At 59.2% G+C, this 22,147-nt stretch carries 23 protein-coding genes, 1 tRNA gene and 1 pseudogene; 8 read left to right on the forward strand and 17 right to left on the reverse strand.

Going from position 1 to position 22,147, the window contains the following annotated elements; genetic code table 11:
• Positions 1-138: 138 nt before the first annotated feature.
• The gene (gene mtnK, locus ACLIBF_RS16900) at positions 139-1,338 is read right to left on the reverse strand and encodes an S-methyl-5-thioribose kinase (protein ID WP_279809588.1); all 1,200 of its coding nucleotides are present in this window, start codon (positions 1,336-1,338) and stop codon (positions 139-141) included.
• A 122-nt stretch (positions 1,339-1,460) separates the two neighbouring features.
• Between mtnK and mtnA the strand changes: the two genes are divergently transcribed.
• Positions 1,461-2,483 carry an S-methyl-5-thioribose-1-phosphate isomerase gene (gene mtnA, locus ACLIBF_RS16905; RefSeq protein ID WP_031374977.1) on the forward strand — a complete coding sequence of 341 codons (1,023 nt, stop codon included), beginning with the start codon at positions 1,461-1,463 and terminating at the stop codon, positions 2,481-2,483.
• A gap of 53 nt (positions 2,484-2,536) precedes the next feature.
• Here mtnA and ACLIBF_RS16910 read toward each other — a convergent pair whose 3' ends face one another.
• From ACLIBF_RS16910 to ACLIBF_RS16920, 3 genes are read right to left on the reverse strand one after another with little or no spacing between them, the layout of a single operon-like run.
• On the reverse strand, positions 2,537-3,079 hold the full coding sequence (locus ACLIBF_RS16910; RefSeq protein ID WP_046288502.1) for a 1,2-dihydroxy-3-keto-5-methylthiopentene dioxygenase: 543 nt from the start codon (positions 3,077-3,079) through the stop codon (positions 2,537-2,539).
• Position 3,080: 1 nt separating this feature from the next.
• Complete coding sequence (gene mtnC / locus ACLIBF_RS16915) at positions 3,081-3,764, reverse strand: acireductone synthase (RefSeq protein ID WP_069727901.1); 684 nt, start codon at positions 3,762-3,764, stop codon at positions 3,081-3,083.
• A complete protein-coding gene (locus ACLIBF_RS16920) occupies positions 3,761-4,375 on the reverse strand; it encodes a methylthioribulose 1-phosphate dehydratase (RefSeq protein ID WP_031374975.1) in 615 nt (204 codons plus the stop codon). The genes mtnC and ACLIBF_RS16920 overlap by 4 nt, the downstream gene beginning before the upstream one ends.
• A 622-nt stretch (positions 4,376-4,997) precedes the next feature.
• On the opposite strand from ACLIBF_RS16920, the gene ACLIBF_RS16925 reads away from it, so the two are divergent.
• Together ACLIBF_RS16925 and ACLIBF_RS16930 are read left to right on the forward strand one after the other, a co-directional pair.
• Complete coding sequence (locus tag ACLIBF_RS16925; RefSeq protein WP_279809590.1) at positions 4,998-6,158, forward strand: pyridoxal phosphate-dependent aminotransferase; 1,161 nt, start codon at positions 4,998-5,000, stop codon at positions 6,156-6,158.
• Complete coding sequence (locus tag ACLIBF_RS16930) at positions 6,146-6,913, forward strand: amidohydrolase (RefSeq protein WP_089562370.1); 768 nt, start codon at positions 6,146-6,148, stop codon at positions 6,911-6,913. Before ACLIBF_RS16925 ends, ACLIBF_RS16930 begins: the two co-directional genes overlap by 13 nt.
• 28 nt (positions 6,914-6,941) lie before the next feature.
• Here ACLIBF_RS16930 and uraH read toward each other — a convergent pair whose 3' ends face one another.
• The 9 genes from uraH to hpxU form a co-directional block, all read right to left on the reverse strand.
• Positions 6,942-7,277 (reverse strand): hydroxyisourate hydrolase, encoded by a 336-nt coding sequence (uraH, locus tag ACLIBF_RS16935; RefSeq protein WP_031374972.1) that lies wholly within the window; start codon positions 7,275-7,277, stop codon positions 6,942-6,944.
• Positions 7,274-7,768 carry a 2-oxo-4-hydroxy-4-carboxy-5-ureidoimidazoline decarboxylase gene (uraD, locus tag ACLIBF_RS16940; RefSeq protein ID WP_448310162.1) on the reverse strand — a complete coding sequence of 165 codons (495 nt, stop codon included), beginning with the start codon at positions 7,766-7,768 and terminating at the stop codon, positions 7,274-7,276. Before uraD ends, uraH begins: the two co-directional genes overlap by 4 nt.
• A 2-nt stretch (positions 7,769-7,770) precedes the next feature.
• A complete protein-coding gene (gene hpxK, locus ACLIBF_RS16945; protein ID WP_448310163.1) occupies positions 7,771-9,024 on the reverse strand; it encodes an allantoate amidohydrolase in 1,254 nt (417 codons plus the stop codon).
• On the reverse strand, positions 9,021-10,256 hold the full coding sequence (locus ACLIBF_RS16950) for a pyridoxal-phosphate-dependent aminotransferase family protein (protein ID WP_089562371.1): 1,236 nt from the start codon (positions 10,254-10,256) through the stop codon (positions 9,021-9,023). Before ACLIBF_RS16950 ends, hpxK begins: the two co-directional genes overlap by 4 nt.
• A 21-nt stretch (positions 10,257-10,277) precedes the next feature.
• Positions 10,278-11,009, reverse strand: coding sequence for an amino acid ABC transporter ATP-binding protein (locus ACLIBF_RS16955; protein ID WP_031374968.1), 732 nt, complete (start codon positions 11,007-11,009; stop codon positions 10,278-10,280).
• Positions 10,990-11,646 carry an amino acid ABC transporter permease gene (locus ACLIBF_RS16960; RefSeq protein ID WP_031374967.1) on the reverse strand — a complete coding sequence of 219 codons (657 nt, stop codon included), beginning with the start codon at positions 11,644-11,646 and terminating at the stop codon, positions 10,990-10,992. The genes ACLIBF_RS16955 and ACLIBF_RS16960 overlap by 20 nt, the downstream gene beginning before the upstream one ends.
• Positions 11,646-12,311 (reverse strand): amino acid ABC transporter permease, encoded by a 666-nt coding sequence (locus tag ACLIBF_RS16965; protein WP_031374966.1) that lies wholly within the window; start codon positions 12,309-12,311, stop codon positions 11,646-11,648. Before ACLIBF_RS16965 ends, ACLIBF_RS16960 begins: the two co-directional genes overlap by 1 nt.
• A gap of 10 nt (positions 12,312-12,321) precedes the next feature.
• On the reverse strand, positions 12,322-13,107 hold the full coding sequence (locus ACLIBF_RS16970) for a transporter substrate-binding domain-containing protein (protein ID WP_031374965.1): 786 nt from the start codon (positions 13,105-13,107) through the stop codon (positions 12,322-12,324).
• Between the two features lie 192 nt (positions 13,108-13,299).
• A complete protein-coding gene (gene hpxU, locus ACLIBF_RS16975) occupies positions 13,300-14,139 on the reverse strand; it encodes a MurR/RpiR family transcriptional regulator HpxU (protein ID WP_031374964.1) in 840 nt (279 codons plus the stop codon).
• 143 nt (positions 14,140-14,282) lie between these two features.
• Here hpxU and ACLIBF_RS16980 point away from each other — a divergent pair, with 143 nt between their 5' ends.
• Genes ACLIBF_RS16980 through hpxZ form a run of 4 tightly spaced genes read left to right on the forward strand, consistent with a single transcriptional unit; the run spans position 14,283 to position 17,841 of the window.
• A complete protein-coding gene (locus tag ACLIBF_RS16980) occupies positions 14,283-15,869 on the forward strand; it encodes a gamma-glutamyltransferase family protein (protein WP_089562373.1) in 1,587 nt (528 codons plus the stop codon).
• Between the two features lie 12 nt (positions 15,870-15,881).
• Entirely contained in the window at positions 15,882-16,064 is a 183-nt protein-coding gene (hpxX, locus tag ACLIBF_RS16985; protein ID WP_031374962.1) for an oxalurate catabolism protein HpxX, read from the forward strand.
• Positions 16,061-17,458 carry an AtzE family amidohydrolase gene (locus tag ACLIBF_RS16990; RefSeq protein WP_046288503.1) on the forward strand — a complete coding sequence of 466 codons (1,398 nt, stop codon included), beginning with the start codon at positions 16,061-16,063 and terminating at the stop codon, positions 17,456-17,458. Before hpxX ends, ACLIBF_RS16990 begins: the two co-directional genes overlap by 4 nt.
• Positions 17,458-17,841 carry an oxalurate catabolism protein HpxZ gene (gene hpxZ / locus ACLIBF_RS16995; RefSeq protein ID WP_031377461.1) on the forward strand — a complete coding sequence of 128 codons (384 nt, stop codon included), beginning with the start codon at positions 17,458-17,460 and terminating at the stop codon, positions 17,839-17,841. Before ACLIBF_RS16990 ends, hpxZ begins: the two co-directional genes overlap by 1 nt.
• Before the next feature lie 61 nt (positions 17,842-17,902).
• Here hpxZ and puuE read toward each other — a convergent pair whose 3' ends face one another.
• The 3 genes and pseudogenes from puuE to ACLIBF_RS17010 form a co-directional block, all read right to left on the reverse strand.
• The gene (gene puuE, locus ACLIBF_RS17000) at positions 17,903-18,865 is read right to left on the reverse strand and encodes an allantoinase PuuE (protein ID WP_089562375.1); all 963 of its coding nucleotides are present in this window, start codon (positions 18,863-18,865) and stop codon (positions 17,903-17,905) included.
• Positions 18,866-18,899: 34 nt separating this feature from the next.
• Positions 18,900-19,631, reverse strand: a pseudogene (gene hpxA / locus ACLIBF_RS17005) (allantoin racemase).
• On the reverse strand, positions 19,628-20,350 hold the full coding sequence (locus tag ACLIBF_RS17010; protein WP_031377458.1) for a GntR family transcriptional regulator: 723 nt from the start codon (positions 20,348-20,350) through the stop codon (positions 19,628-19,630). Before ACLIBF_RS17010 ends, hpxA begins: the two are co-directional and overlap by 4 nt.
• Positions 20,351-20,494: 144 nt before the next feature.
• Here ACLIBF_RS17010 and ACLIBF_RS17015 point away from each other — a divergent pair, with 144 nt between their 5' ends.
• Positions 20,495-21,988 carry an NCS1 family nucleobase:cation symporter-1 gene (locus ACLIBF_RS17015; protein ID WP_069727890.1) on the forward strand — a complete coding sequence of 498 codons (1,494 nt, stop codon included), beginning with the start codon at positions 20,495-20,497 and terminating at the stop codon, positions 21,986-21,988.
• Between the two features lie 72 nt (positions 21,989-22,060).
• Here ACLIBF_RS17015 and ACLIBF_RS17020 read toward each other — a convergent pair.
• Positions 22,061-22,137 (reverse strand) — tRNA-Asp (locus tag ACLIBF_RS17020).
• Between the last annotated feature and the right edge of the window lie 10 nt (positions 22,138-22,147).

Genomic DNA, 22,147 nt, shown 5'->3' on the forward strand with positions numbered 1-22,147 from the left:
GTATGCCCTCCGTAAAGACGCAACAACGCCATCAATGGCTTTAGCGTTTAATCTGAGCGTGTTTCCTGCGCTGGCATCCCCCTCATCGCCAGCAAGATTCTTGTTTTATCTAAAGGCCGACATCACGTCGGCCTTTTTTTATCCTGCCTGACGGATGCGGGCAATCAGCGCATCCACATCTTCTACATGATCGGCCGCCAGTATCAGCGTGCGTCCCAGGTTAATCGCGTTACGGATGCAGTCGGTACGCATCGCTGGATCGGCGATCAGCTTCATATCCGCCACATGTGACATTCCCACCGTGCGGCGAATCAGTTCGGTACCGCAGTAGCCGATGGTATCCGCCCATACTTTGCGCAGGAAGGCATCGACATAGCCGGGATAAGCCAGCGCCACGTCAGCGGTTTTCTCCGCCGCCAGCGCCTGGAAACGGCTGGAGAAGGTTGTCCAGACGCTATGCACATCGCTCAGGCGTTGCTCACGGGCATCGGCGGCTTCACGCGGCGGCAGCAGACCGGGCAGGCCGCAATAGTTGATCAGCAGATTGCCGAGCGCGGTGCCGATATCAAAGCCCATCGGCCCGAAATAGCCAAATTCAGCATCAATCGCTTTCAGGCTACCGTCCGCGACAAAAATCGATCCGCTGTGGATATCGCCATGCAGCAAGGCTTCGGCATGGGCAAAGAAGCGGTGCTTGAGACCAGCTACCGCAATACGCAGCGCATCATCGTGACGCAGGCTGGCCACTAACGGCTCCAGCGCCGCCGGATAGCTGTTACGCGGATGATCGGTGTAGGGATCGTTAAAGAACAGATCTTCGGTGATCTCGCACATTTCCGGATTAATGAAGCGCGCCACTTCCGCTTTCTTCTGATGCGGATGCAGCACGAAATCGGAGGTGTTAAACAGCGTCTGTGCCAGATATTCGCCCAGCTGCCGTGGCGCGTCAGGATAGTAAACGCCCTTTACCAGCTCGCTACGCCAGATACGGTGGCTGGAGAGATCTTCCATCACCATCACCGCCAGATCCGCATCGTAATGGGTAATCTGCACCGTGTGCTGTGGGCAATATTTGTAGTGCTCGACCAGGGTCTGCGCTTCAAGCCGCGCCCGATCCAGCGTCAGAGGCCATGACTCGCCGACGCAGCGCACATAAGGCAACGCCTGCTTGACCACCACCCGGCTGTTGCCCTGATCGTCATAAATTTTGAACACCAGGTTAAGATTGCCGTCACCAATTTCCTCGGCACGGCTCAGGGCGGAAGGATTATCCAGACCGCCGAATTGTCGGGCATAGTCCACCGCATCAGCAGCGGTGAAGGTACGGTATTGCGACATTGCCTGTTCCTCATCATTCGAAGGCTGAATAAACCCGGTGTAAAAGCCGTTCAGACGTCTATACATCCGTCGAGCATGTTGGCACAATATCTGACATTAACGCAACAGGGATTTCACCCACCATGCAGACTCTCCAAACCACCAGCTTACAGGTTCGTGACAATCAGCTCTGGATCCTCGATCAGCAGGCGCTGCCGCAGCAAAAAAACTGGCTACCAGCGCACAGTGTGGCGCAGCTGGTTGAGCATATTCACGCGCTGCGGGTGCGCGGTGCGCCACTGATTGGCCTTTCCGCCTCGTTATTGCTGGCGTTGCTGGCAGAACAGGGACAGACGCAGCGGCAACTGGCTGAGTCGCTGGCGATCCTGCGTGCTGCCCGCCCTACCGCCGTCAATCTGATGAATAACCTTGATCGGATGAAACAGGCGCTGGCGCAACCGGCGTTCGCTACCGCGCTGGCCGAGGAAGCCTGGCGACTGGTCGAAGAAGATAAACAGCTGTGCGAGGCGATTGCCACCGCAGGCAGCACGCTGGTAAAACCCAACAGCCAGCTGCTGACCCACTGTAACACCGGCGGGCTGGCAACGGCGGGCGTCGGCACCGCGCTGGGGGTAATCATCCTCGCTCATCAGCAGGGCCGGGTTAACAACGTCTGGGTCGATGAAACCCGTCCGCTGTTGCAGGGCGGCCGGCTAACGGCCTGGGAGCTGGGCGAACGGGCGGTTCCTTATACCCTGATTACCGACAGCATGGCCGCCAGTCTGATGGCCAGCAAACAGGTGGACGCAGTGTGGGTCGGCGCTGACCGGATTGCCGCCAACGGCGACGTCGCCAATAAGATCGGCACCTACAGCCTGGCGGTACTGGCACACTATCATCAGATCCCGTTTTATGTGGCCGCGCCGCACACCACGCTGGATCGCAGCTGCCCGAACGGTGCGGCGATTCCGATCGAGCAGCGCGCTGCCAGTGAAGTGACCGGCGTGGCCGGCAGTTTTGGCAGCGTGCAGTGGGCACCTGAAGCGGCGAACGTCTACAACCCGGCGTTTGATGTGACGCCAGCCGCCCTGATTAGCGGCTGGGTTCTGGATACCGGCGTGGTAACACCGGAGCAGGTAGCGGCGGGAATTTTCCAGCCCCAGTGAGTCAGACGGCCACCGCGCACTGTTCTGCGCGGTAGCCGAAGCGGCTCAGCCGATTACGCCAGTCGTGGATAGGCGTCGGCAATCCTGTCGCCGGTGAAGTTAGCGATCCACCCTTCCTGATTATCAAAAATCCGAATCGCGGTGAAATGCGGCGACGATCCCATATCAAACCAGTGTGGCGTACCGGCAGGCACCGAGATCAGATCGTTCTTTTCGCACAGGATCTGCAGGATCTCGCCATCCAGATGCAGGCAGAACAAACCCGCGCCCTCAACAAAGAAACGCACTTCATCTTCGCCGTGGGTGTGTTCGGAAAGAAACTTTTCGCGCAGCACCGTTTTCTGCGGATTGTCCGCCCGCATGCTGATCACGTCCCAGCTCTGATAGCCCTTCTCCGCCACCAGCCGGTCAATCGCATGCTGATAGGCGGTGATAACCGCTGCTGCGTCCGGGTTCTCCCCCAAATCGCGATCGGCTTCCCAGCGTTCAAAGCGGACGCCTTTAGTATTCAGCCGCTCAGCGATCGCCTGCGGGTCGGTGCTGTGCCATATCGGCTGGCTGGCTTCGCTGTCGGTAAAAATAGTCAGTGCACTCATTCTAAATCGACTCCAGGTTAATCTCAGAAAAATCAGTGACCTGACGGTGGCGGCTTGCGCCATCCGCCTCACCACGTATCAGCTGCAGGGTATGCCAGCCAGCCTGGGCAGCCGCATCCAGCTCCTGATGAATATCCGACAGGAACAGCAGTTGCTCCGCTGGCAGGCCAATCTGTGCGGCAATGGTGTGATACGCCGCGATTTCACGTTTTGCGCCGACGTGCGTATCGAAGTAGCCGCTGAATAAGCCAGTAATATCACCTTCGTCGCTGTAGCCAAATAACAATTTCTGCGCCGCAACCGAGCCTGAGGAATATACATAGAGTTTACGACCCTGCGCCTGCCAGGCGGTCAGGGCCGGGAGCACATCGGGATAAAGATGGCCGGTGAAACTGCCGTTGAGATAGCCATCACGCCAGATCATCCCCTGCAGCGCTTTCAGTCCGGTAGATTTACGATCCTGATCCATAAAGCTGAACAGGATCTGCGTCAGGGTCGGCAGATCGGCCTGCGGCTGATCGACCTCAGCCCGCACCGCCTCAAGTGCAGCCTGCACCTCTGGCTGATGCTGCTGGTCACGCAGGAATGTCGCCAGATGCTGGCGCGCGTAAGGAAACAGGATGTTATGGACAAAGCGGATATCACTGGTGGTGCCTTCAATATCGGTAACAATGGCGCGGATCATGTGTTCTCCAGCAGGCGACGTTGACGTTCACATTCAAATAAAAATTCCAGCCCTTCCAGCTGGCGACGCGCTTCGCTGACATCGCGGCCCCAGCAGGTTAAGCCGTGACCGCGCAGCAGGAAGCCATAGCGCAGCGGAAACCGGGCGGCGTAATCTTCAATTTCCGACGCCAGCGCCGCAATGTCCTGGCTGTTATCGAACACCGGGATGGCGACGGTATCCAGATGATTATGCTGACCGGTGAGCGTTTTCTGCATCTCATAACCGTGCAGCAGCAGCGCCGCGCCCTGCTCGACCCGCGATAACACCGTCGCATTCACGGTATGGGTGTGCAGCACCGCGCCCGCCTCGGGAAAGAGCCGATAGATCAGCGTGTGCAGGCCGGTTTCCGCCGACGGCTTGCGGCCGGAGAGCGCCTGGCTGGTGGCAATATCGACCTGGATAAAGTCATCACGCGTCAGCGTGCCTTTATCTTTACCGGATTCGCTCAGCAGACAGATCTGCGCATCCTGACGCACAGACATATTACCGCCGGTCGCGGGTGCCCAGCCCTTCGCACCAATCCAGTGACAGGCGGCGACCAGCTGATCTAACGGGTGAATATCCGACATAGGGTTTCCTTGCAGTGGAATGTGATGGCTGGTAACTCAGATAACGGTAACGGCCCTAAAAATACAACAGGTTAAGTTTGCTACTTTGCCGGCAAAGCTCACGATGTCTTTTCAATGATTCCTGTATCAGCAAAGCTCATAATCCCTGCCAAATGATCCGTGTGTCAGCAAGGCGGTAAGCGCGCTTATCCCCGGGAGCTGACATCAGTCAGTGACCGGGGTAAGCAAACGCAACCAACGCCGCTGAGGTGCAGAGCATGACGCATTGTAAATGCTAAATGATCCGCACCTCAGCAAGGCGGCAAGTGCGCGCATCCCCGTGAGCTGACATCAGTCAGTGACCGGGGTAAGCAAACGCAACCAACGCCGCTGAGGTGCGGAGCATGACGCATTGTAAATGCTAAATGATCCGCATCTCAGCAAGGCGGCAAGTGCGCGCATCCCCATGAGCTTACATCAGTCAGTGACCGGGGTAAGCAAACGCAACCAACGCCGCTGAGGTGCAGAGCATGACGCATTTAGCCGTCTAAGCGTCTCGATTGCCAAATACTACCATCCTGTTTATAGTGGCACAAACACCGGGTGACTCCGCATCGACATTCGCGCTTAAGGCCAGAAAACCATGACGCAGCACAACCTGATTCCTGACAGCAAACTTCCGGCGCTTGGGACGACCATTTTTAGCCAGATGAGTGCGCTGGCACAGCAGCACAACGCTATTAACCTTTCTCAGGGCTTTCCCGATTTTAACGGGCCGGACTATTTGCAGCAGCGGCTGGCGTATCACGTTAGTCAGGGTGCGAATCAGTATGCCCCGATGACCGGCGCTTTGCCGTTACGCGAGGCGATTGCGGAGAAAACCGCTGAGCTTTATGACTATCGTCCGGACGTCGAGCGCGAGATTACGGTTACTGCCGGGGCGACTGAGGCACTGTACGCGGCAATTACCGCGCTGGTCAGGCCGGGCGATGAGGTGATCTGTTTTGATCCCAGCTACGACAGCTATGCGCCAGCGGTTGAACTGTCGGGTGGGGTGCTGAAGCGCATCGCCCTGCAACCACCGACCTTTCGCGTTGACTGGTCGGCCTTTGGTGCGCTGCTGAGTGAGAAAACCCGGCTGGTGATCCTGAATACGCCGCACAATCCGTCGGCTACCGTCTGGCGGCGCGAGGATTATGCCGCGCTGTGGCAGGCGATTGCCGGGCTGCCGGTGTATGTGCTGAGCGACGAAGTGTATGAACACATCTGCTTTGATCCGGCAGGTCATGCCAGCGTACTGGCTCATCCGGAACTGCGTCAGCGCGCTATTGCCGTCTCTTCGTTTGGCAAAACCTTCCACATGACCGGCTGGAAAGTGGGTTACTGCATTGCACCGGCGGCGATCAGCGCTGAAGTACGCAAGGTACATCAGTATCTGACCTTTTCGGTCAATACCCCGGCGCAGCTGGCGATTGCCGATATGCTGCGTCACCAGCCGGAACATTATCGCGAGCTGCCGGCGTTTTATCAGGCGCGTCGCGACCAGCTGATTGCGGCCTTGCAGCATAGCCGCTTCAGGGTTCTGCCGTGCGAAGGCACCTATTTTTTACTGGTGGACTACAGCGCAATCTCCGATCTGGACGATGTCAGTTTCTGCCAGTGGCTGACCAAAGAAGCAGGCGTGGCGGCGATACCGCTGTCGGTGTTCTGCGCCGATCCCTTCCCTCATAAACTGATTCGCCTCTGTTTTGCTAAACAGCAAGCGACGTTAGATGCCGCCGCGGAGCGCTTATGTCAGCTTTAAACCTCACCGTATTGCAGGAGACCCTGAGCTGGATGGATGGCGAGGCGAATCTGCGCCATTTCGATCAGCAACTGGCTGGCATTACCGGACGCGATTTAATTCTGCTGCCGGAAATGTTTACCACCGGCTTTGCGATGGAGGCGGCAAAAAGCTCGTTGCCTCAGACGCAGGTGGTGGAATGGCTGCAACATCATGCCCGGCAGACTGACGCCCTGATCGGCGGCAGTGCGGCGATCCAGACCGAAAACGGCGCGGTAAACCGCTTTTTACTGGTCGAGCCGGACGGAACGCTGCATCAGTACGACAAGCGGCATCTGTTTCGTATGGCGGATGAGCATCATCACTATTTGCCCGGCGAGCAGCGTCAGATAGTTGAATGGCGCGGCTGGCGCATTCTGCCACAAATCTGTTATGACCTGCGTTTCCCGGTTTTTTCACGTAACCGCAATGATTACGATCTGGCGCTGTACGTCGCCAACTGGCCTGCGCCGCGTGCGTTGCACTGGCAGGCGCTGCTGTTAGCGCGCGCGATTGAGAATCAGGCTTACGTGGCGGGCTGTAACCGGGTCGGCAGTGATGGCAACCAGCATCAGTACCGTGGCGACAGCCAGATTATTTCGCCGCAGGGTGAGATCCTGCAGGCGGCCGAGCCGTTCCAGCGCGCCCGGCTGGATGCTGCGCTGTCGCTGGAGGCGCTCAATGCTTATCGTGAACGCTTCCCGGCCTGGCAGGATGCGGATCGGTTTACGCTGTAGTCTGTCGCGCAAGCCTGGCCGACAGCAATCAGCTGCCGCGATAGGTTGACCACGACCACGGCGAGATCAGGAACGGCAGATGAAAATGGCTGCCCGCTTCGGCAATGACAAAATCGATCTGGGCGCTGACATAAAGCGCATCCCGACCGGCGGCGGCAAAATAGTCGCCAATCTCCGCAGTTAAGCGGTAGTGACCCGGCGTCAGCGGCTCCGGGGTCAGGGTTTTCAGTCGGCCATCGCTGTCGGTTTCGCCCTGAGACAGCGGGAACCACCCTTCCGGGCTGTTCTGCTCCAGCGAAATCGCCACGCCGCTGGCCGGTTTGCCTATTGCCGTATCAAGAATATGGGTCGTGACAGTACTCATTCTATGCTCTCCTCCAGCCGTAACAGGGTAATTTCACGCAGCTGATCCAGCGCTTCCTGCTGCTCAGCCTGCTGATCATTCTGGAGCCGACGCTGCAATTCCGCCAGCATCTGCTCTGCGCTGCGTCCTTTGGCTCGGATTAAAAATACCCGGCCAAAGCGCGCCTCATAAGTCTGATTGCCCTGTTGCATCGCCTGTTGTAGCGACCGATCGGCCTGCTGCATAGCAGACTGTTCGCCGCGCGACAGCGTCGCCTGTTTGTCGCTTCCGCTGGCCCGTTCGCCGATACGTGGATGGGCAGCCAGCGCCGTCTGTAAAGCATCGCCCTGCCACTGTCGCGCCAGTGCATCGCCGGTGGCGAGCAGTGCCGCCAACGATGCATAGGGACGCGCCGCCACCAGCGCCTGCTGCCAGTGCGGGATCGCCACACAGTGGGCAATCGCCGCCAGTGCCTGCTCTTCCGGCAACTGATTAAAGGTGGTTAATTGCATGCTCAGCTCCGTTCAGCAATCAGACAAACCGCCTGCAGGTAGGCCTGCAGTGCCGGGGCAACATCATTCACCGCCACCGACTCCGCCGGATGGTGGCTGATACCGCGATGATTACGCACAAATAGCATGCCGACCGGCCAGCGTTCGGCAATCGCAATCGCATCATGGCCAGCGCCGCTCGGTAGCGACAGGCTGCGCCCTTGCACCGTTTCCACCGCATGACTCAACGCCTGTTGCAGCGCGGAGTTACAGGCGGTGGCCCCGATGCGGTAATATTCGTTCGCCTCAAAGCGTAATCCGCGACGCAGCGCGATCGCCTCCGCCTGGGTTAACAGGCTGGAGAGCAGCGCCTCCAGCGGATTGTCCAGCGGGCCGCGTACATCCAGCGACAGCGCAACCTCGCCAGGGATCACATTTACCGCGCCGGGCGCACAAGTCAGAGTGCCGACCGTCGCCACCAGCTGGGGATCCTGCTCGCGGGTGGTCTGCTCGATAAACACCATCCATTCGGCAGCGGCAGCCAGCGCATCTTTACGGTGGGTCATCGGTACCGTACCGGCATGCCCGGCTTCGCCGATGAAGCGGCAGTTCAGCCGGCGTGCACCGTTGATCGCCGTCACCACGCCCAGGGGCAGATCTGCCTGTTCAAGACACGGCCCCTGCTCAATGTGCAACTCAAGGTAACCGACAATATCCTCTACCCGGCGCGCGGCGGTGGCGATTTGGCTGCTGTCGAGCCCGACATCTGCCATCGCCTGCGCCACGGTAATGCCGTTGCCGTCAGGATGGGTTACCCAGCTCTGCGGCCAGCTACCGGTAATGCCGCGGCTGCCGAGCAGCGTAATGCCAAAACGGGTCCCCTCTTCGTCGCCGAAACCGATCACCTCAATTGCCAGCGGCAAACGCTGCTGGTGCTGATGCAGCCACTGTACGGTTTCGATGGCGCTCAGCACGCCCAGCATGCCGTCATAGCGACCGGCGTTACGTACCGTGTCGAGATGCGAACCGAGCAGTAAGGCGGGAGCCCCTGGTTCGGCTGCTTCGTAGCGGCCACAAATGTTGCCGACCGCATCCTGCCACACCTGCATTCCGGCGGCCTGCATCCACTCTCCGACGCAGGCGTTGGCGCGCAGGTGCTCCGGCGACAGGTAGACACGCGTCAGTCCCTGCGCCGTTTCGCTGATCGCTGCCAGCGCATCACAGCGCGCCATAACGCGCTGTGCAGCAGCGTGGGCTTCGCTGGCGTTCATCATCATGCCTGGCTCCCGTAGTAGTCCCAGGCCGCCTGCGCAGCAGCGCCCTGCGGCGTGCGATAGCCCAGATAGGTCAGCACCATTTCCAGCGCCGCCAGCGTCTGCATGACACAATCCTTGCGGGCATTGAAGCCCATGGTGCCGATGCGCCACACCTTGCCGTGCAGCGGACCAAACGAGGTGCCAATTTCAATGCCGAAATCATTCAGCATCAGTTGCCGCACCTGATCGCCATTGATGCCCGTAGGGATCACCACGCCCAGCACGTTATTCATTTTGTGTTGCAGGTCGCCAAAGGTCTCCAGTCCCATACCCTGAATGCCTTTCAGCAGCGCTTCGCCGTGCAGTTTGTGGCGCGCAATGCCGTTATCCAGACCTTCCTGCAGGATCAGACGGGCGCATTCGCGGGCGCCAAACAGTGCGCTGGTCGCTTCAGTGTGGTGATTCAGACGCTCCGGCCCCCAGTAATCCATGATCATGCCGAGATCAAAATAGTTGGAGTAGATCATCTCCTCTTCCCCATCCTGATGCGCGGCGGTTCGGATCCCCTGTTCGACGCACTTACGCTTGCGGATCACCGCTTCCATCTGTTCGCTCAGGGTGATCGGCGAGGTACCGGACGGACCGCCGAGGCACTTCTGCATCCCGGCAGAGACCGCATCCAGACCCCAGGCATCGGTTTCCAGCGCATTACCGGCCAGCGACGCGGTGGCATCGGTGTAGAACAGCACGCCATACTGTTTGCAGATTGCCCCCAGCTGCGCCAGCGGTTGCAGCATGGTGGTGGAGGTGTCGCCCTGTACCGTCAGCAGCAGCCGTGGCCGCACTTTTTTGATCGCATCTTCGATCTGATCGGGAGTAAAGACCTCGCCCCACGGCACCTCAATAGTGTGAACCTCAGCGCGGCAGCGACGGGCGATTTCACACAGCAGGTGTCCAAAGCGGCCAAACACCGGCACCAGCACTTTGTCGCCGGGCCGGATGGCGGAGAGCAGGATCGCTTCAATCCCGGCGCGCGAGGTGCCATCAATCAGCAGGGTCCAGCGGTTTTCGGTACGGAATACGCCGCGATAGAGCGCCATTACCTCGTTCATGTAATGGGTCATGGCGGGATCGTACTGGCCAAGCAGCTGGCTCGACATGGCACGCAGGACGCGCGGATCGGCGTTGATCGGCCCAGGTCCCATCAGCAGACGTTGCGGTGGATTGAGTTGCGGGTAGCGAGTGATATCCATGATGAATTCCTTGTTGAAGACTTACAGGCGGACCGAGGAGATAAACTGTTTCAGTTCAGGCGATTGCGGCTGCGCAAATAACGTTTTGCTGTCGCCCTGCTCCCAGACGCGCCCCTGATGCATAAAGACCACGCGATCGCCCACGTCGCGGGCGAAGTTCATTTCATGGGTGACGAGGATCAGCGTCATTCCTTCTGCCGCCAGCTGCTCCAGTACTTTGAGCACTTCGCCGACCAGCTCAGGATCGAGCGCCGAGGTGATTTCGTCACAGAGTAAAACTTTCGGCGTCATCGCCAGCGCACGGGCGATTGCCACCCGCTGCTGCTGACCGCCGGAGAGGCTGGCTGGATAGTAATTGAGGCGTTCACCCAGCCCGACCTTCTCCAGCATCTGCGTCGCCAGCGCCCGGCACTCCGCCTCACCCTTTTTCAATACCCGACGTGGTGCCAGCATGACATTTTCCAGCGCGGTCATGTGCGGGAACAGGTTGAAGCTCTGAAACACCATGCCGATTGAACGGCTGATCTCGCGGGCCTGCGAATCGCGGTCGGTGATAGTCATGCCGCCAAGCTTGATGCTGCCTTCCTGATAGCCTTCCAGCCCGTTGATGCAGCGCAACAGCGTGCTTTTACCCGAGCCACTGCGACCAATAATCGAGATCACCTCGCCCATGTCGATATCCAGATCCACGCCTTTCAACACATGGTTGTCGCCGTAATATTTTTGCACCTGATTAATGGTGATGAGCGGCATTGAATTTTTTCTCCAGATACTGGCTGTAGCGAGACAGCGGATAACACATCAGGAAATAACCGAGCGCCACCAGCCCAAAGACTTTGAACGGCTGATAGGTCACGTTGTTCAGAATGGTGCCGGCTTTGGTCAGCTCAATAAAACCGATAATCGACGCCAGCGCAGTGCCTTTGATCACCTGTACCGCAAAGCCGACCGTCGGGGCGATGGCGATGCGGATCGCCTGCGGCGCAACCACCCGCGCCAGGGTCTGGCCGAAACTCAGGCCGAGACAGCGTGACGCTTCCCATTGGCCTTTCGGCAACGCGCGAATACTGCCGTACCAGATATCGACCAGAAAGGCACTGGTGTAAAAGGTCAGCGCCAGCGAGGCCGCCGTCCAGGGCGCGACGTCAATCCCGAACAGCCCGACGCCAAAGAAGGCCAGAAACAGCTGCATCAGCAGCGGCGTACCCTGGAACAGCGCGGTATAGCCGCGTACCCAGCGCGTCAGCCATTTACGTTGCAATAGCCGCATAAACAGCAACGGCAGCGTCACCAGCGTGCCGCCGACAAACGCCACCAGAGAGAGCAGCAGGGTCCAGCGCGCCGCCAGCAGCAGGTTGCGCACGATGTCCCAGTCAGTGAAGGTTGTCATCATGCCTGCACTCCAAACCATTTACGGCCAATCGCCAGCAGCAACTGACGCATCGCAATCGACAACGCCAGGTAGATCAACGTGGTCACCAGATAGACCTCAAAGCTTAAAAAGGTGCGCGACTGAATCAGGTTAGCGGCGAAAGTCAGCTCCTCGTAGGAGACCTGCGACACCACCGACGAGCCGAGCATCACGATAATGCACTGACTCACCAGCGCCGGATAAATGCGCTGCAGCGCGGGCGGCAGCACCACCCGCAGAAACGTCTGGCTACGGGTCAGGCCCAGCACCCGGCCCGCTTCCCACTGTCCTTTTGGCGTCACCTGAATACCGGCGCGGATGATCTCAGTGCTGTAGGCACCAAGGTTGATCAGCATCGCCAGCAGCGCTGCTTCACCGGCGGTGAGCTTTAGCCCCAGATTAGGCAGGCCAAACACGATAAAGAACAGTTGCACCACGAACGGCGTATTGCGGATCAGCTCGACGTAGACGCCCCACAGACGGCTCATCCAGCCCGGTTTACCGCTGCGCAGCGCGGCGCCGACGATGCCGAGGCTGACGCCGCCGACGGTGGCCAGCAGCGTTAACTGGATGGTGACCCACAGGCCGGAGAGCAGCTCCGGCCAGTAGGGCCACAGGGCGGGAAAGTTAAGTTGCCCGATCATTATCCGTTCCTCAGGCGCCGAGGCTGGCGGGCAGCGGGGCTTTCAGCCACTGTTCTGACAGGTTGTTCAGGGTGCCATCTTTGATGCCCTGCTCAATCAGCCCATTGATCTTCTCTTTCAGTGCCGGCTGGTCTTTCTTCAGGCCAATGAAGCAGGGCGAATCTTTCAGCATAAACTGGGCAACCGGTGCTTTGGCCGGGTTCTGACGGGCGATTGCTGCCACCACCAGGTTGCCGGTCGCGACATACTGCACCTGACCGGAAAGGTAAGCTGACAGCGTGGTGTTGTTATCTTCGTAACGTTTCACCTGAGCGTCCTTCGGCGCGACCTCACTCAGCACCATGTCCTCCACTGCGCCACGGGTTACGCCAATCGACTTGCCGCTCAGTGCCGCCGCCGATTTGATCTCTTCGCCTTTCGGCCCAAAGACACCGAGGAAGAACGGCGCATAGGCGCGGGTGAAATCGATCACTTTTTCACGCTCCGCGTTTTTGCCCATGCTGGAGATCACCAGATCGACTTTGTCAGTTTGCAGATAAGGCACCCGGTTGGCGCTGCTGACCGGCACCAGCTGTAACTTAAGTTTCATCTGCTTCGCCAGGTACTTCGCCATGTCGATGTCGTAACCCTGGGGTTGCAGATCGGTGCCGACTGAACCAAACGGCGGGAAATCCTGCGGCACCGCCACCCGGATCACGCCACGCTGCTGGATATCCTGCAGCTGATCGGCCAGCGCGCTGCCCGCCTGTGCCATCAGTAATGCCGCTGCCGCAACCGCCATCAAAACTTTTTTCATTATGCACCCCGGTGAGATTGTGTGAAACAAAAGATTCTTAAGCATGCATTCTGCAACTAATGTGCCAATCAGCGCAGCGGGAGAAAAAGGGTTAGATGGCAATGAGGTTGGGAGAGAAGCGGCCTGATAAGCCGCGAAATGCTGTCGGAAAAGGCTGTACTAAAATGGGGCAAGGCACCAAAAAGGTGCCTGTTAGCGGTGCTCCAGCTCGTCAAACTGCTGGTAAAGATCGGCGATCTGATGAATACGCTGACGGCCCTGCGCCAGCATTTCATGCAGCAGCGCGTTGGCGATCAGGTTGATCAGGCTCATTGCCGAAGCGTAGCTGTCAAAAGCCGAGACGCTGTCGAGCGGCGCGCAGAGCTGCCAGCGTGCCAGCGCAATCACCGTTTGCGCTTGCGGCTCACACAGCGCCAGCAGCGGGATGCCGGCGGTTTGTAGCTGTTGCATCAGCGGGCGAATCATCCGGGTGCGACGGCGGAACGCCATCACTACTACCATGTCATCCGGCGTGATATCCACCAGCTCTTCGGCCAGCGTCTGGCCCGGCTGCGGCAGAATATGCACCTGCGGCCGCGCCTGCATCAGCTGCTGACGCAGGTGCAGCGCCACCGGATAGGCGTTACGCATGCCGATAATAAAGACACGTTTTGCCTGCGCCAGTTGCTGGATCACCTCACCGAAATGCTGTGCATCCAGACTATTCACCCACTGCGTCAGGTTAGCCATTTCCTGCTTATAGTGCCGTGACAGTAAGGTGTTGCCCTGCACCGCATCGCGGTTATCAGTTAGCGGCATGCCGCTCTGACGCAGGGTGCGCAACTCATCACGCATCTCTTTGTACTTCTCATAGCCCAGACGTTTAAACAACCGGCTGACAGTGGCTTTCGAAACGCCGCTAAGCCGCGCCAGCTCGGCGCTGTTGTAGCTGATCAGATCGTCAAAATGGTCAAAAACAAAGTCGGCAATCCGTTGCTCTTGCGGTGAGAGCTGGGAATAGTGGCTTCTGAGTCGTTCATCAAGCTGTTGCATAACAGGTCCTGTAACTTTTGTTTCAGCTGAAGCTAGCATAATTTGCGCCAGGTTAACGCGGCTGCAACCGCGGCCGGAATGAAAACTGGAACAGCTCTTGCTTTGTATACCGTTCTGTCACCCGATAACAGAACGAGAAAAGCATGATTCAAAGCAATATGGCCCCACAGGGGATGGCGGTGACGCCACACCATCTGGCCAGCGAAAGTGCGCTGGCGGTGCTGCGTGACGGCGGCAACGCCATTGAAGCGATGGTGGCGGCGGCATCAACTATCGCCGTGGTCTATCCACACATGAATGGCCTCGGTGGCGATGGCTTCTGGCTGATTATGCCGCCAGGCGGCGATCCTGTCGCGATTGATGCCAGCGGTGCAGCCGGATCGCTGGCTCACTTCGATTTTTACGGCGATCATCAACAGATTCCACACCGCGGCCCGAAAGCGGCATTAACCGTCGCCGGCACGGTCAGCGGCTGGCATGAAGCGTTGCAGCTGGGCGCGGAGCTGGGAGCTGCCCCACTGCCGCTGGCACGTCTGCTGCGCGATGCCATTCGCTATGCGGCCGATGGCATTCCGGTGACCGCTTCACAGGCGGCCGCCACGGCGACCTTCCGCAACGAGTTACAGCATCAGCCCGGCTTTGCCGCCACCTTTATGCCTGATGGCGATGTGCCGCAGCCGGGCAGCCGCTTTACCCAGCCGGCGCTGGCGCAAACGCTGTGTCAGCTGACGGAGCAGGGGCTCGACAGTTTTTATCGCGGCCCGCTGGCGCGCCATCTGGCCAGTGAGATGTCAGCGCTGGGCATGCCGATCACCCTGGAGGATCTGCAACAGCAGCGCGCCCGCCGCTGTACTCCGCTGCATCTTTCACACAGCGAAGGCGATATCTGGAATATGACGCCGCCGACTCAGGGCATGGTGTCGCTGGCGATCCTTGGCATTACCGATGCGCTGGATATGGCTGACGCCAGTGAAGCGCAGACCGTACACCGCATCGTGGAAGCCACCAAAAAAGCCTTCGCGCTGCGTGATAAACACATTACCGATCCGCGCCACGTTACCGAAGATTTACAGGCGCTGCTCGACAGCGATCATCTCGCCACGCTCGCCAGTCAGATCGACGATCGCCAGGCGGCGCCCTGGGGTAACGGGCGGGGTCCGGGCGACACCGTCTGGATGGGCGTGATGGACAGCAGCGGCCTGGCCGTATCGTTTATCCAGAGTATTTATCACGAATTTGGCAGCGGCGTGGTGCTGCCGGGCACCGGCATTACCTGGCAGAATCGCGGCGCGGCATTCAGTCTCGATCCCGATCACCTGCTGGCGCTGGCCCCCGGCAAGCAGCCGTTTCATACCCTTAATCCCGCTGCCGCGCGCCTGAAAGATGGCCGTACCCTGGTCTATGGATCGATGGGCGGCGATGGCCAGCCGCAAACCCAGGCGGCGATTTTCACCCGGCATGTGATTCAGGGCCTGCCGCTGCAACAGGCGGTCAGCGCACCGCGCTGGCTGCTGGGCCGCACCTGGGGTCAGTCTTCCGACTCACTCAAACTGGAGAGCCGTCTCGCACCGGAAACGGTGGAGCTGCTGCGGCAGTGGGGACATCAGGTCGAGCTGCTGCCGGCCTTCAGTGAATTTGTCGGCCATGCGGGCGCTATCGTGCGCCACAGCAATGGCATGTTTGAAGGTGCCAGCGATCCGCGCAGCAACGGCAGCGCCGCCGGTTTTTAACAGGAGCCAACCATGAATCAAGCTGACTGGACCCCCTATCTTGCTCACATGGAGCAGATGCTACAACTGGAGCTGGACGAAGCCCGGCGCGCAGAGCTGTTAATCCAACTGACGCGTATCGCGCAGATGGCCGCGCCGCTGATGGCCTTTCCGCTGGACGATCGACTGGAAGTCGCGGGAGTGTATCAGGCATGAAACTGAGCGACGTTTCGATTCAGACGCTGCGTCTGGCGATCCACAACGGCGAGATCAGCGCCAGAGAGGTGGCTGAAAACACACTGCAGGCGATTGAGCAGCACAATCCGCAGCTCAATGCATGGACTGAGGTCACCGGGCAGCGGATGCTGAAAGAGGCAGAGAGTATCGATACCAAGCGCCAGCGCGGTGAAGATCTGCCGCCGCTGGCGGGTATCCCCTACGCGGTAAAAAACCTGTTTGACGTTGCCGGCTACAGTACGCTGGCCGGAGCCAGCCTGTTCAGTCAACGGCCCGCCGCGCGTGCGGATGCGTTTGCCATTGACCGGCTGCGGCAGGCGGGCGCGATGCTGTCGGGCATGCTGAATATGGATGCCTACGCCTACGGCTTTACCACCGAAAACAGCCACTACGGCGCGACCCATAATCCGCGCGACCTGAGCCGCGTGGCGGGTGGCTCCTCGGGCGGCTCAGCCGCGGCGGTGGCGGCCGGTCTGGTTCATTTTTCACTTGGCACGGACACCAACGGCTCGATTCGGGTCCCCGCCTCGCTGTGCGGTACGTTTGGCCTGAAGCCGACCTTTGGCCGCCTGTCGCGTAGCGGCAGCCATCCGTTTGTCGCCAGCCTCGACCACATTGGCCCCTTCGCCCGCCGGGTCGACGATCTGGCGCTGGTCTATGATCAGCTACAGGGCGCAGACAGCAGCGATGCGTTTCAGGCCAGCCGACCCGCGGCTGCGACGCTGCCGACCCTGTCCCGCGGTGTGGAAGGGTTACGCTGCGGCGTGCTGGGCGGTTTTTTTAATGACTGGTGTGACGAAGAGGCACGGGCTGCGGTTGCGGTTGTCGCCGCCGCGCTCGACGCGCAGCAGCAGGTGGTGATGCCGGAAGCCGAACTGGCGCGCTCTGCTGCCTTTATCATGACGGCGGCGGAAGGGGGTAACCATTATCTGCCTGCGTTACGTCAGGTGCCAGAGCAGTTTGAACCCAACTCCCGAGAGCGTTTACTGGCGGGTGCGATGATGCCCGCCGCCTGGTATCTGCAGGCGCAGCGTTTCCGTCGCCATTTCCAGCAGCAGGTGCTGCCGCTGTTCAGCCAGTTTGACCTGCTGATTGCACCGGCGACGCCGTGCAGCGCGATTACCATTGGTCAGCAAACTATCACGATTAATGGAGAGGAACTGCCCGCCAAAGCCAGCATGGGTATGCTGACGCAGCCGATCTCTTTCCTGGGATTGCCGGTCTGCACCGTGCCGCTGGCGACCCGCAGTGGTTTGCCGATTGGCCTGCAGTTAATCGCCCGTCCCTTTAATGAAGCGGCCGTGTTGCGTGCTGCGTGGGCACTGGAACAACAAGGTATCACACTGGCACAAATCAACATGGCAGGAGCCTGATGGACATTCAACAGATCAATTTACCGCAGATAGTCAGTGAAGTGACGGCACAGTTTTACCGCTACGAGCAGGCGCTGGTCAGCAACGATATTGCCGAGCTGGATGCGCTGTTCTGGCATGATGCCCGCACCGTTCGGCTGGGTGCCGGTGAGAATTTATACGGCATTGATGAGATACGCGCATTCCGTGCTGCCCGCCCTTCTGCCGGGCTGGAGCGAACGCTGCGCAACACCGTGATCACCACTTTTGGCGAAGACCTTGCGGTGTGCAGCACCGAATTCACCCGCGCCGGCAGCGATAAAATCGGCCGGCAACAGCAAACCTGGGTGCGGTTGCCGCACGGCTGGTGCATCGTTGCGGCCCAGGTGAGCCTGATGAGTTAAGCGCCTGAACAGCAGGCGTTTCGTCCGGCCCGGTGGCTGAATGAAACGCCTTGCGCTGACCTCAGGGTGCGTCCGGTGCCGGATGCGTTTTGATCCAGTGCTCGGCAATCTGCTGACGGCTGCAAATCCAGACGTCATCATGCTGCTGGATATGATCGAGGAAGTTCTGCAACGCACGGAATTTTCCGGGACGCCCCAGCAGGCGGCAATGCATGCCGACCGACATCATCTTCGGCGCCGTTTCGCCTTCTTCATACAGCACATCAAAGGTATCGCGCAGATAGGTGAAGAACTGTTCGGCAGTATTGAAGCCCTGTGGCGAGGCAAAACGCATGTCGTTGCACTCCAGGGTGTAAGGAATGATCAGGTGCGGTTTGACCGTGCCATCCTGACAGGTGACCTGGGTCCAGAACGGCAGATCGTCGCCATAATAATCGCTGTCGTAGCTGAAACCGCCCTGCTCCACCACCAGACGGCGGGTGTTCGGGCTGTCACGGCCGGTGTACCAGCCGGTGGGCGCTTTACCAAACAGGTCGATCAGCACATCCACCGCCTGCTGCATATGCTGGCGTTCGGTTTTGGCGTCCATTCCCTGATAGTGGATCCAGCGCCAGCCGTGGCTCACCACATCGTAGTCCGCCTGTTTAATCGCCTCAACAATCTCCGGATGACGTGCCAGCGCCATGGCTACGCCAAACACGGTGAGCGGCAGACCGCGTTTCTGGAATTCATTATGGATGCGCCAGAAGCCGGCGCGTGAGCCGTACTCATACAGCGACTCCATCGACATATGGCGATCCGGATAACTGGCCGCGCCAATGATGTCGGAGAGAAACTGCTCCGAGCCGGCGTCGCCGTGCAGCACGCTATTTTCCGCTCCTTCTTCGTAATTCAGGACAAACTGCACCGCCACGCGGGCGTTGTTGGGCCAGGCGGCGTGCGGCGGATTGGCGCCATAACCGATTAAATCGCGCGGATAGTTTTTGTTAAAGCTGTACTCTTTCTTCTCTGCAGCGTCAGTCATTACTCGCTTCCTGTCATCAATCGGGAGAGTTCCGTTAGTTTAGATGCTGAAACGCACCTGAGAGAGGTTTCTGCAAAGGCCAGGCCAGATCGCCATATTTGCTGGTGCCAAAGCCAAGCGCCACCAGCGACTCGACCATTTTGACCGCTGCACCGACGCCATCAATCACCGGCAGGCCGAGTTCCTGCGTCAGGGAAGCGGCCAGTGTCGCCATACCACCGCAGCCCAGCACAATCGCCCCGCTGCCATCTTCACGCTTCGCCTGGATGCAGCGCTGGCGCACTTTCTCCTGCGCCAGTCCGCTGCCATCTTCCAGTGCCAGTACCGGCAGATCGATGGCGTGCAGCGCTGCGCAGTGATGGCTGAAGCCATACTGCTGCAGCAGATGGCGTGCAATCACCAACGTGCGCGGCAGCGTGGTAACAATCGAGAAACGCGTCGCCAGCAGCGTCGCGGTGTGCATCGCCGCTTCCGCGATTCCCACCACCGGACCGCTGGCCAGCTCCCGCGCCGCCAGCAGACCCGGATCGCCAAATCAGGCAATCACATGGCCGCTGACGCCCTGCGCTTTACCCAGCTTGATCTGCTCCAGCACACCGATAGCGGCTATCGCTTCGTCGAAATGACCCTCAATCGACGGCACGCCGTGCGTCGGGCAGACGGCCAGAATTTCGGTATCCGGAGCCGCCACGGCGCGGGCTGCCTGGCCGATGGTTTCGGTCATTGCCAGGCTGGTATTCGGGTTGATGACCTGAATCAGGCTCATGATGCATTTCCTTTATCCGTGCCAAACAGCCGGGCGAAATCGGGCAGGGTTTCACCGCTGCGTTCAAAGTGCAGGCTGGAGACAATGTGTTCGAAGTGCTGCTGCAGCGCCTGCGTCAGCGGTGCCAGGGCGCGATCGCGCAGCAGGCTGAGCAGCGTAGTGTGATCGTCACAGCGACAGCCGTGCTGCCAGGGCGCGCCATAGGCGGCAATCACCAGCGATGAGCGCTGCGTCAGTCGGGTTACCATCTCGGTCAGCACCTGATTGCCGGAGATAGCCTGCAGCTGAATATGAAACGCGGCCGACAGCCGAATCGCGGCCGGGCCATCCTGGTCGGCATGAGCCTGATTCTCCTGCGCGATTAACTGCGCCAGCGCCGCCAGATGCGGTGCCTGCAGATGCGCCAGCACCGCGGGCAGGTTGGCGCACTCCATTAAACTGCGGGTACGAAAGATATCGCGCGCTTCGTCAACGCCCGGGGTGGCAACCTGTGCACCGCGTTTGGGCGTCAGAGTCACCATTTGCACTGCCGCGAGGCGTTGCAGCACTTTACGGATCCCGGTGCGACTGACACCAAACACCGCAGAGAGGGCCTCTTCCGGTAATTTACTGCCGGGTGGCAGCTGATGTTCAACAATCGCGTTCATCAACGCCTGGTAGATAGCCTCATCTTTATCATGCAGTTCGGCGGCCTTTCGCTGGCCTGTTTCACTCTTCATTACCCGCTCCGGTAGGTGACTGTGCGCAGCATATCGTATACATTAACAATAACTTTTGTATACAAGAAAACAAATCTGGCCTGAATCCTGCAATACGCTTTCACGCAATTATTCATTCCACTCTCGGGTAGAGGAGCAGGTTTCATGCCAAATCATTCAACGGTGGCCAGCAAGGCCTCTGAAGCCAACGCCAGCTACAGCCCACGGCTGTGTAACGACGACCTGGCGCCGACCCGCGACCAGAACTGGTCGTGGTACAACATTTTTTCATTCTGGATGTCGGATGTGCACAGCATGGGCGGGTATGTGGTGGCCGCCAGCTTCTTTACGCTGGGGTTAGCCAGCTGGCAGGTGCTGCTGTGTCTGCTGGTGGGCATCTGTATCGTGCAGATCTGCGCCAACCTGGTGGCGAAACCGAGCCAGATGGCGGGCGTGCCTTACGCGGTGATCTGCCGTCAGGCATTTGGGGTGTTTGGCGCTAACATACCGGCGGTGATTCGCGGACTGATCGCCTTTGCGTGGTACGGCATTCAGACCTATCTGGCCGCCAACGCGCTGATGCTGGTCCTGCTGAAGTTTGCGCCGTCACTGTCGTCGATGACCGAAACCAGCTGGCTGGGTCTGTCGCTGCTGGGCTGGTGCTGCTTTGGTACCATGTGGCTGCTGCAGGCGATGGTGTTCTGGCACGGCATGAGCGCCATCAAGCGCTTTATTGATGTCGCCGGTCCGGCAGTCTATGTGGTGATGGTGGCGCTGGCCGGCTGGATTGTATACAAGACCGGTTTTGATGGTATCTCTTTCACTCTCGCCAGCAAGTCGCTGTCAGCCGGTGAGCAGACGTGGCAGATGATTACCGCCACCGCGTTAGTGGTTTCCTACTTCTCCGGCCCGCTGCTGAACTTTGGTGATTTCTCACGTTACGGCAAAAGCATGGCGGAGATCCGTCGCGGTAACCGCTGGGGCCTGCCGTTCAACTTTCTGCTGTTTTCGATTGTGACGGTGGTGATTGTCTCTGGCACCCAGTCGCTGTTCGGTAAAATGATCACCGACCCAATCGAAACCGTGAGCCGGGTCGGTAATGACCTCGCGGTAGCAATTGGCCTGCTGACCATGATTATCGCCACCATCGGCATCAACATCGTGGCCAACTTTGTCTCACCGGCGTTCGACTTCTCTAACTGCTCGCCGCAGAAAATCAGCTTCCGGACGGGCGGAATGATTGCCGCCGTGGGTTCGGTGCTGTTAACGCCGTGGAACCTGTTCCAGTCACCGGAGCTGATTCACTATACCCTCGACGTGCTGGGTTCCTTTATCGGACCGCTGTTCGGCATTCTGCTGACGGATTTTTATCTGATTAAGCGTGGCCGTATTGATGTGAACGATCTGTTTAATGACACCCCGGCGGGCCGTTACTGGTATCGCGGCGGCTTTAATCCGAAAGCGATTGGCGCACTGCTGCCTTCGGTCGCAATCTGTCTGGTCATCAGCTTTATTCCGTCACTGCATGAGGTAGCGAACTTTAGCTGGTTTATCGGTGCAGGTCTGGCGGCAGGCTGTTATCGCTTTATCGCCCGCGAGGATCGTGAAACCGAAGAGGTGAGCAGCTGGCGCAGTAACGTCGCGGTGCAAAAGGATTAAACACACCAGCAGTGGGTAACACGCAGACAGCAAAAAGCCGATTCATTACTGAATCGGCTTCTTTAAAGAGATTGGCGGAACGGACGGGGCTCGAACCCGCGACCCCCTGCGTGACAGGCAGGTATTCTAACCAACTGAACTACCGCTCCGCGCTTTGTT

The sequence above is a fragment of the Pantoea sp. PGP6 genome (genome assembly GCF_053474785.1).

Excerpts from the sequence above, each read along its gene's own strand:
- mtnK (WP_279809588.1), bottom strand. The coding sequence starts at position 1,338 with ATGTCGCAATACCGTACCTTCACCGCTGCTGATGCGGTGGACTATGCC.
- mtnA (WP_031374977.1), top strand. The coding sequence starts at position 1,461 with ATGCAGACTCTCCAAACCACCAGCTTACAGGTTCGTGACAATCAGCTC.
- ACLIBF_RS16910 (WP_046288502.1), bottom strand. The coding sequence starts at position 3,079 with ATGAGTGCACTGACTATTTTTACCGACAGCGAAGCCAGCCAGCCGATA.
- mtnC (WP_069727901.1), bottom strand. The coding sequence starts at position 3,764 with ATGATCCGCGCCATTGTTACCGATATTGAAGGCACCACCAGTGATATC.
- ACLIBF_RS16920 (WP_031374975.1), bottom strand. The coding sequence starts at position 4,375 with ATGTCGGATATTCACCCGTTAGATCAGCTGGTCGCCGCCTGTCACTGG.
- ACLIBF_RS16925 (WP_279809590.1), top strand. The coding sequence starts at position 4,998 with ATGACGCAGCACAACCTGATTCCTGACAGCAAACTTCCGGCGCTTGGG.
- ACLIBF_RS16930 (WP_089562370.1), top strand. The coding sequence starts at position 6,146 with ATGTCAGCTTTAAACCTCACCGTATTGCAGGAGACCCTGAGCTGGATG.
- uraH (WP_031374972.1), bottom strand. The coding sequence starts at position 7,277 with ATGAGTACTGTCACGACCCATATTCTTGATACGGCAATAGGCAAACCG.
- uraD (WP_448310162.1), bottom strand. The coding sequence starts at position 7,768 with ATGCAATTAACCACCTTTAATCAGTTGCCGGAAGAGCAGGCACTGGCG.
- hpxK (WP_448310163.1), bottom strand. The coding sequence starts at position 9,024 with ATGATGATGAACGCCAGCGAAGCCCACGCTGCTGCACAGCGCGTTATG.
- ACLIBF_RS16950 (WP_089562371.1), bottom strand. The coding sequence starts at position 10,256 with ATGGATATCACTCGCTACCCGCAACTCAATCCACCGCAACGTCTGCTG.
- ACLIBF_RS16955 (WP_031374968.1), bottom strand. The coding sequence starts at position 11,009 with ATGCCGCTCATCACCATTAATCAGGTGCAAAAATATTACGGCGACAAC.
- ACLIBF_RS16960 (WP_031374967.1), bottom strand. The coding sequence starts at position 11,646 with ATGACAACCTTCACTGACTGGGACATCGTGCGCAACCTGCTGCTGGCG.
- ACLIBF_RS16965 (WP_031374966.1), bottom strand. The coding sequence starts at position 12,311 with ATGATCGGGCAACTTAACTTTCCCGCCCTGTGGCCCTACTGGCCGGAG.
- ACLIBF_RS16970 (WP_031374965.1), bottom strand. The coding sequence starts at position 13,107 with ATGAAAAAAGTTTTGATGGCGGTTGCGGCAGCGGCATTACTGATGGCA.
- hpxU (WP_031374964.1), bottom strand. The coding sequence starts at position 14,139 with ATGCAACAGCTTGATGAACGACTCAGAAGCCACTATTCCCAGCTCTCA.
- ACLIBF_RS16980 (WP_089562373.1), top strand. The coding sequence starts at position 14,283 with ATGATTCAAAGCAATATGGCCCCACAGGGGATGGCGGTGACGCCACAC.
- hpxX (WP_031374962.1), top strand. The coding sequence starts at position 15,882 with ATGAATCAAGCTGACTGGACCCCCTATCTTGCTCACATGGAGCAGATG.
- ACLIBF_RS16990 (WP_046288503.1), top strand. The coding sequence starts at position 16,061 with ATGAAACTGAGCGACGTTTCGATTCAGACGCTGCGTCTGGCGATCCAC.
- hpxZ (WP_031377461.1), top strand. The coding sequence starts at position 17,458 with ATGGACATTCAACAGATCAATTTACCGCAGATAGTCAGTGAAGTGACG.
- puuE (WP_089562375.1), bottom strand. The coding sequence starts at position 18,865 with ATGACTGACGCTGCAGAGAAGAAAGAGTACAGCTTTAACAAAAACTAT.
- ACLIBF_RS17010 (WP_031377458.1), bottom strand. The coding sequence starts at position 20,350 with ATGAAGAGTGAAACAGGCCAGCGAAAGGCCGCCGAACTGCATGATAAA.
- ACLIBF_RS17015 (WP_069727890.1), top strand. The coding sequence starts at position 20,495 with ATGCCAAATCATTCAACGGTGGCCAGCAAGGCCTCTGAAGCCAACGCC.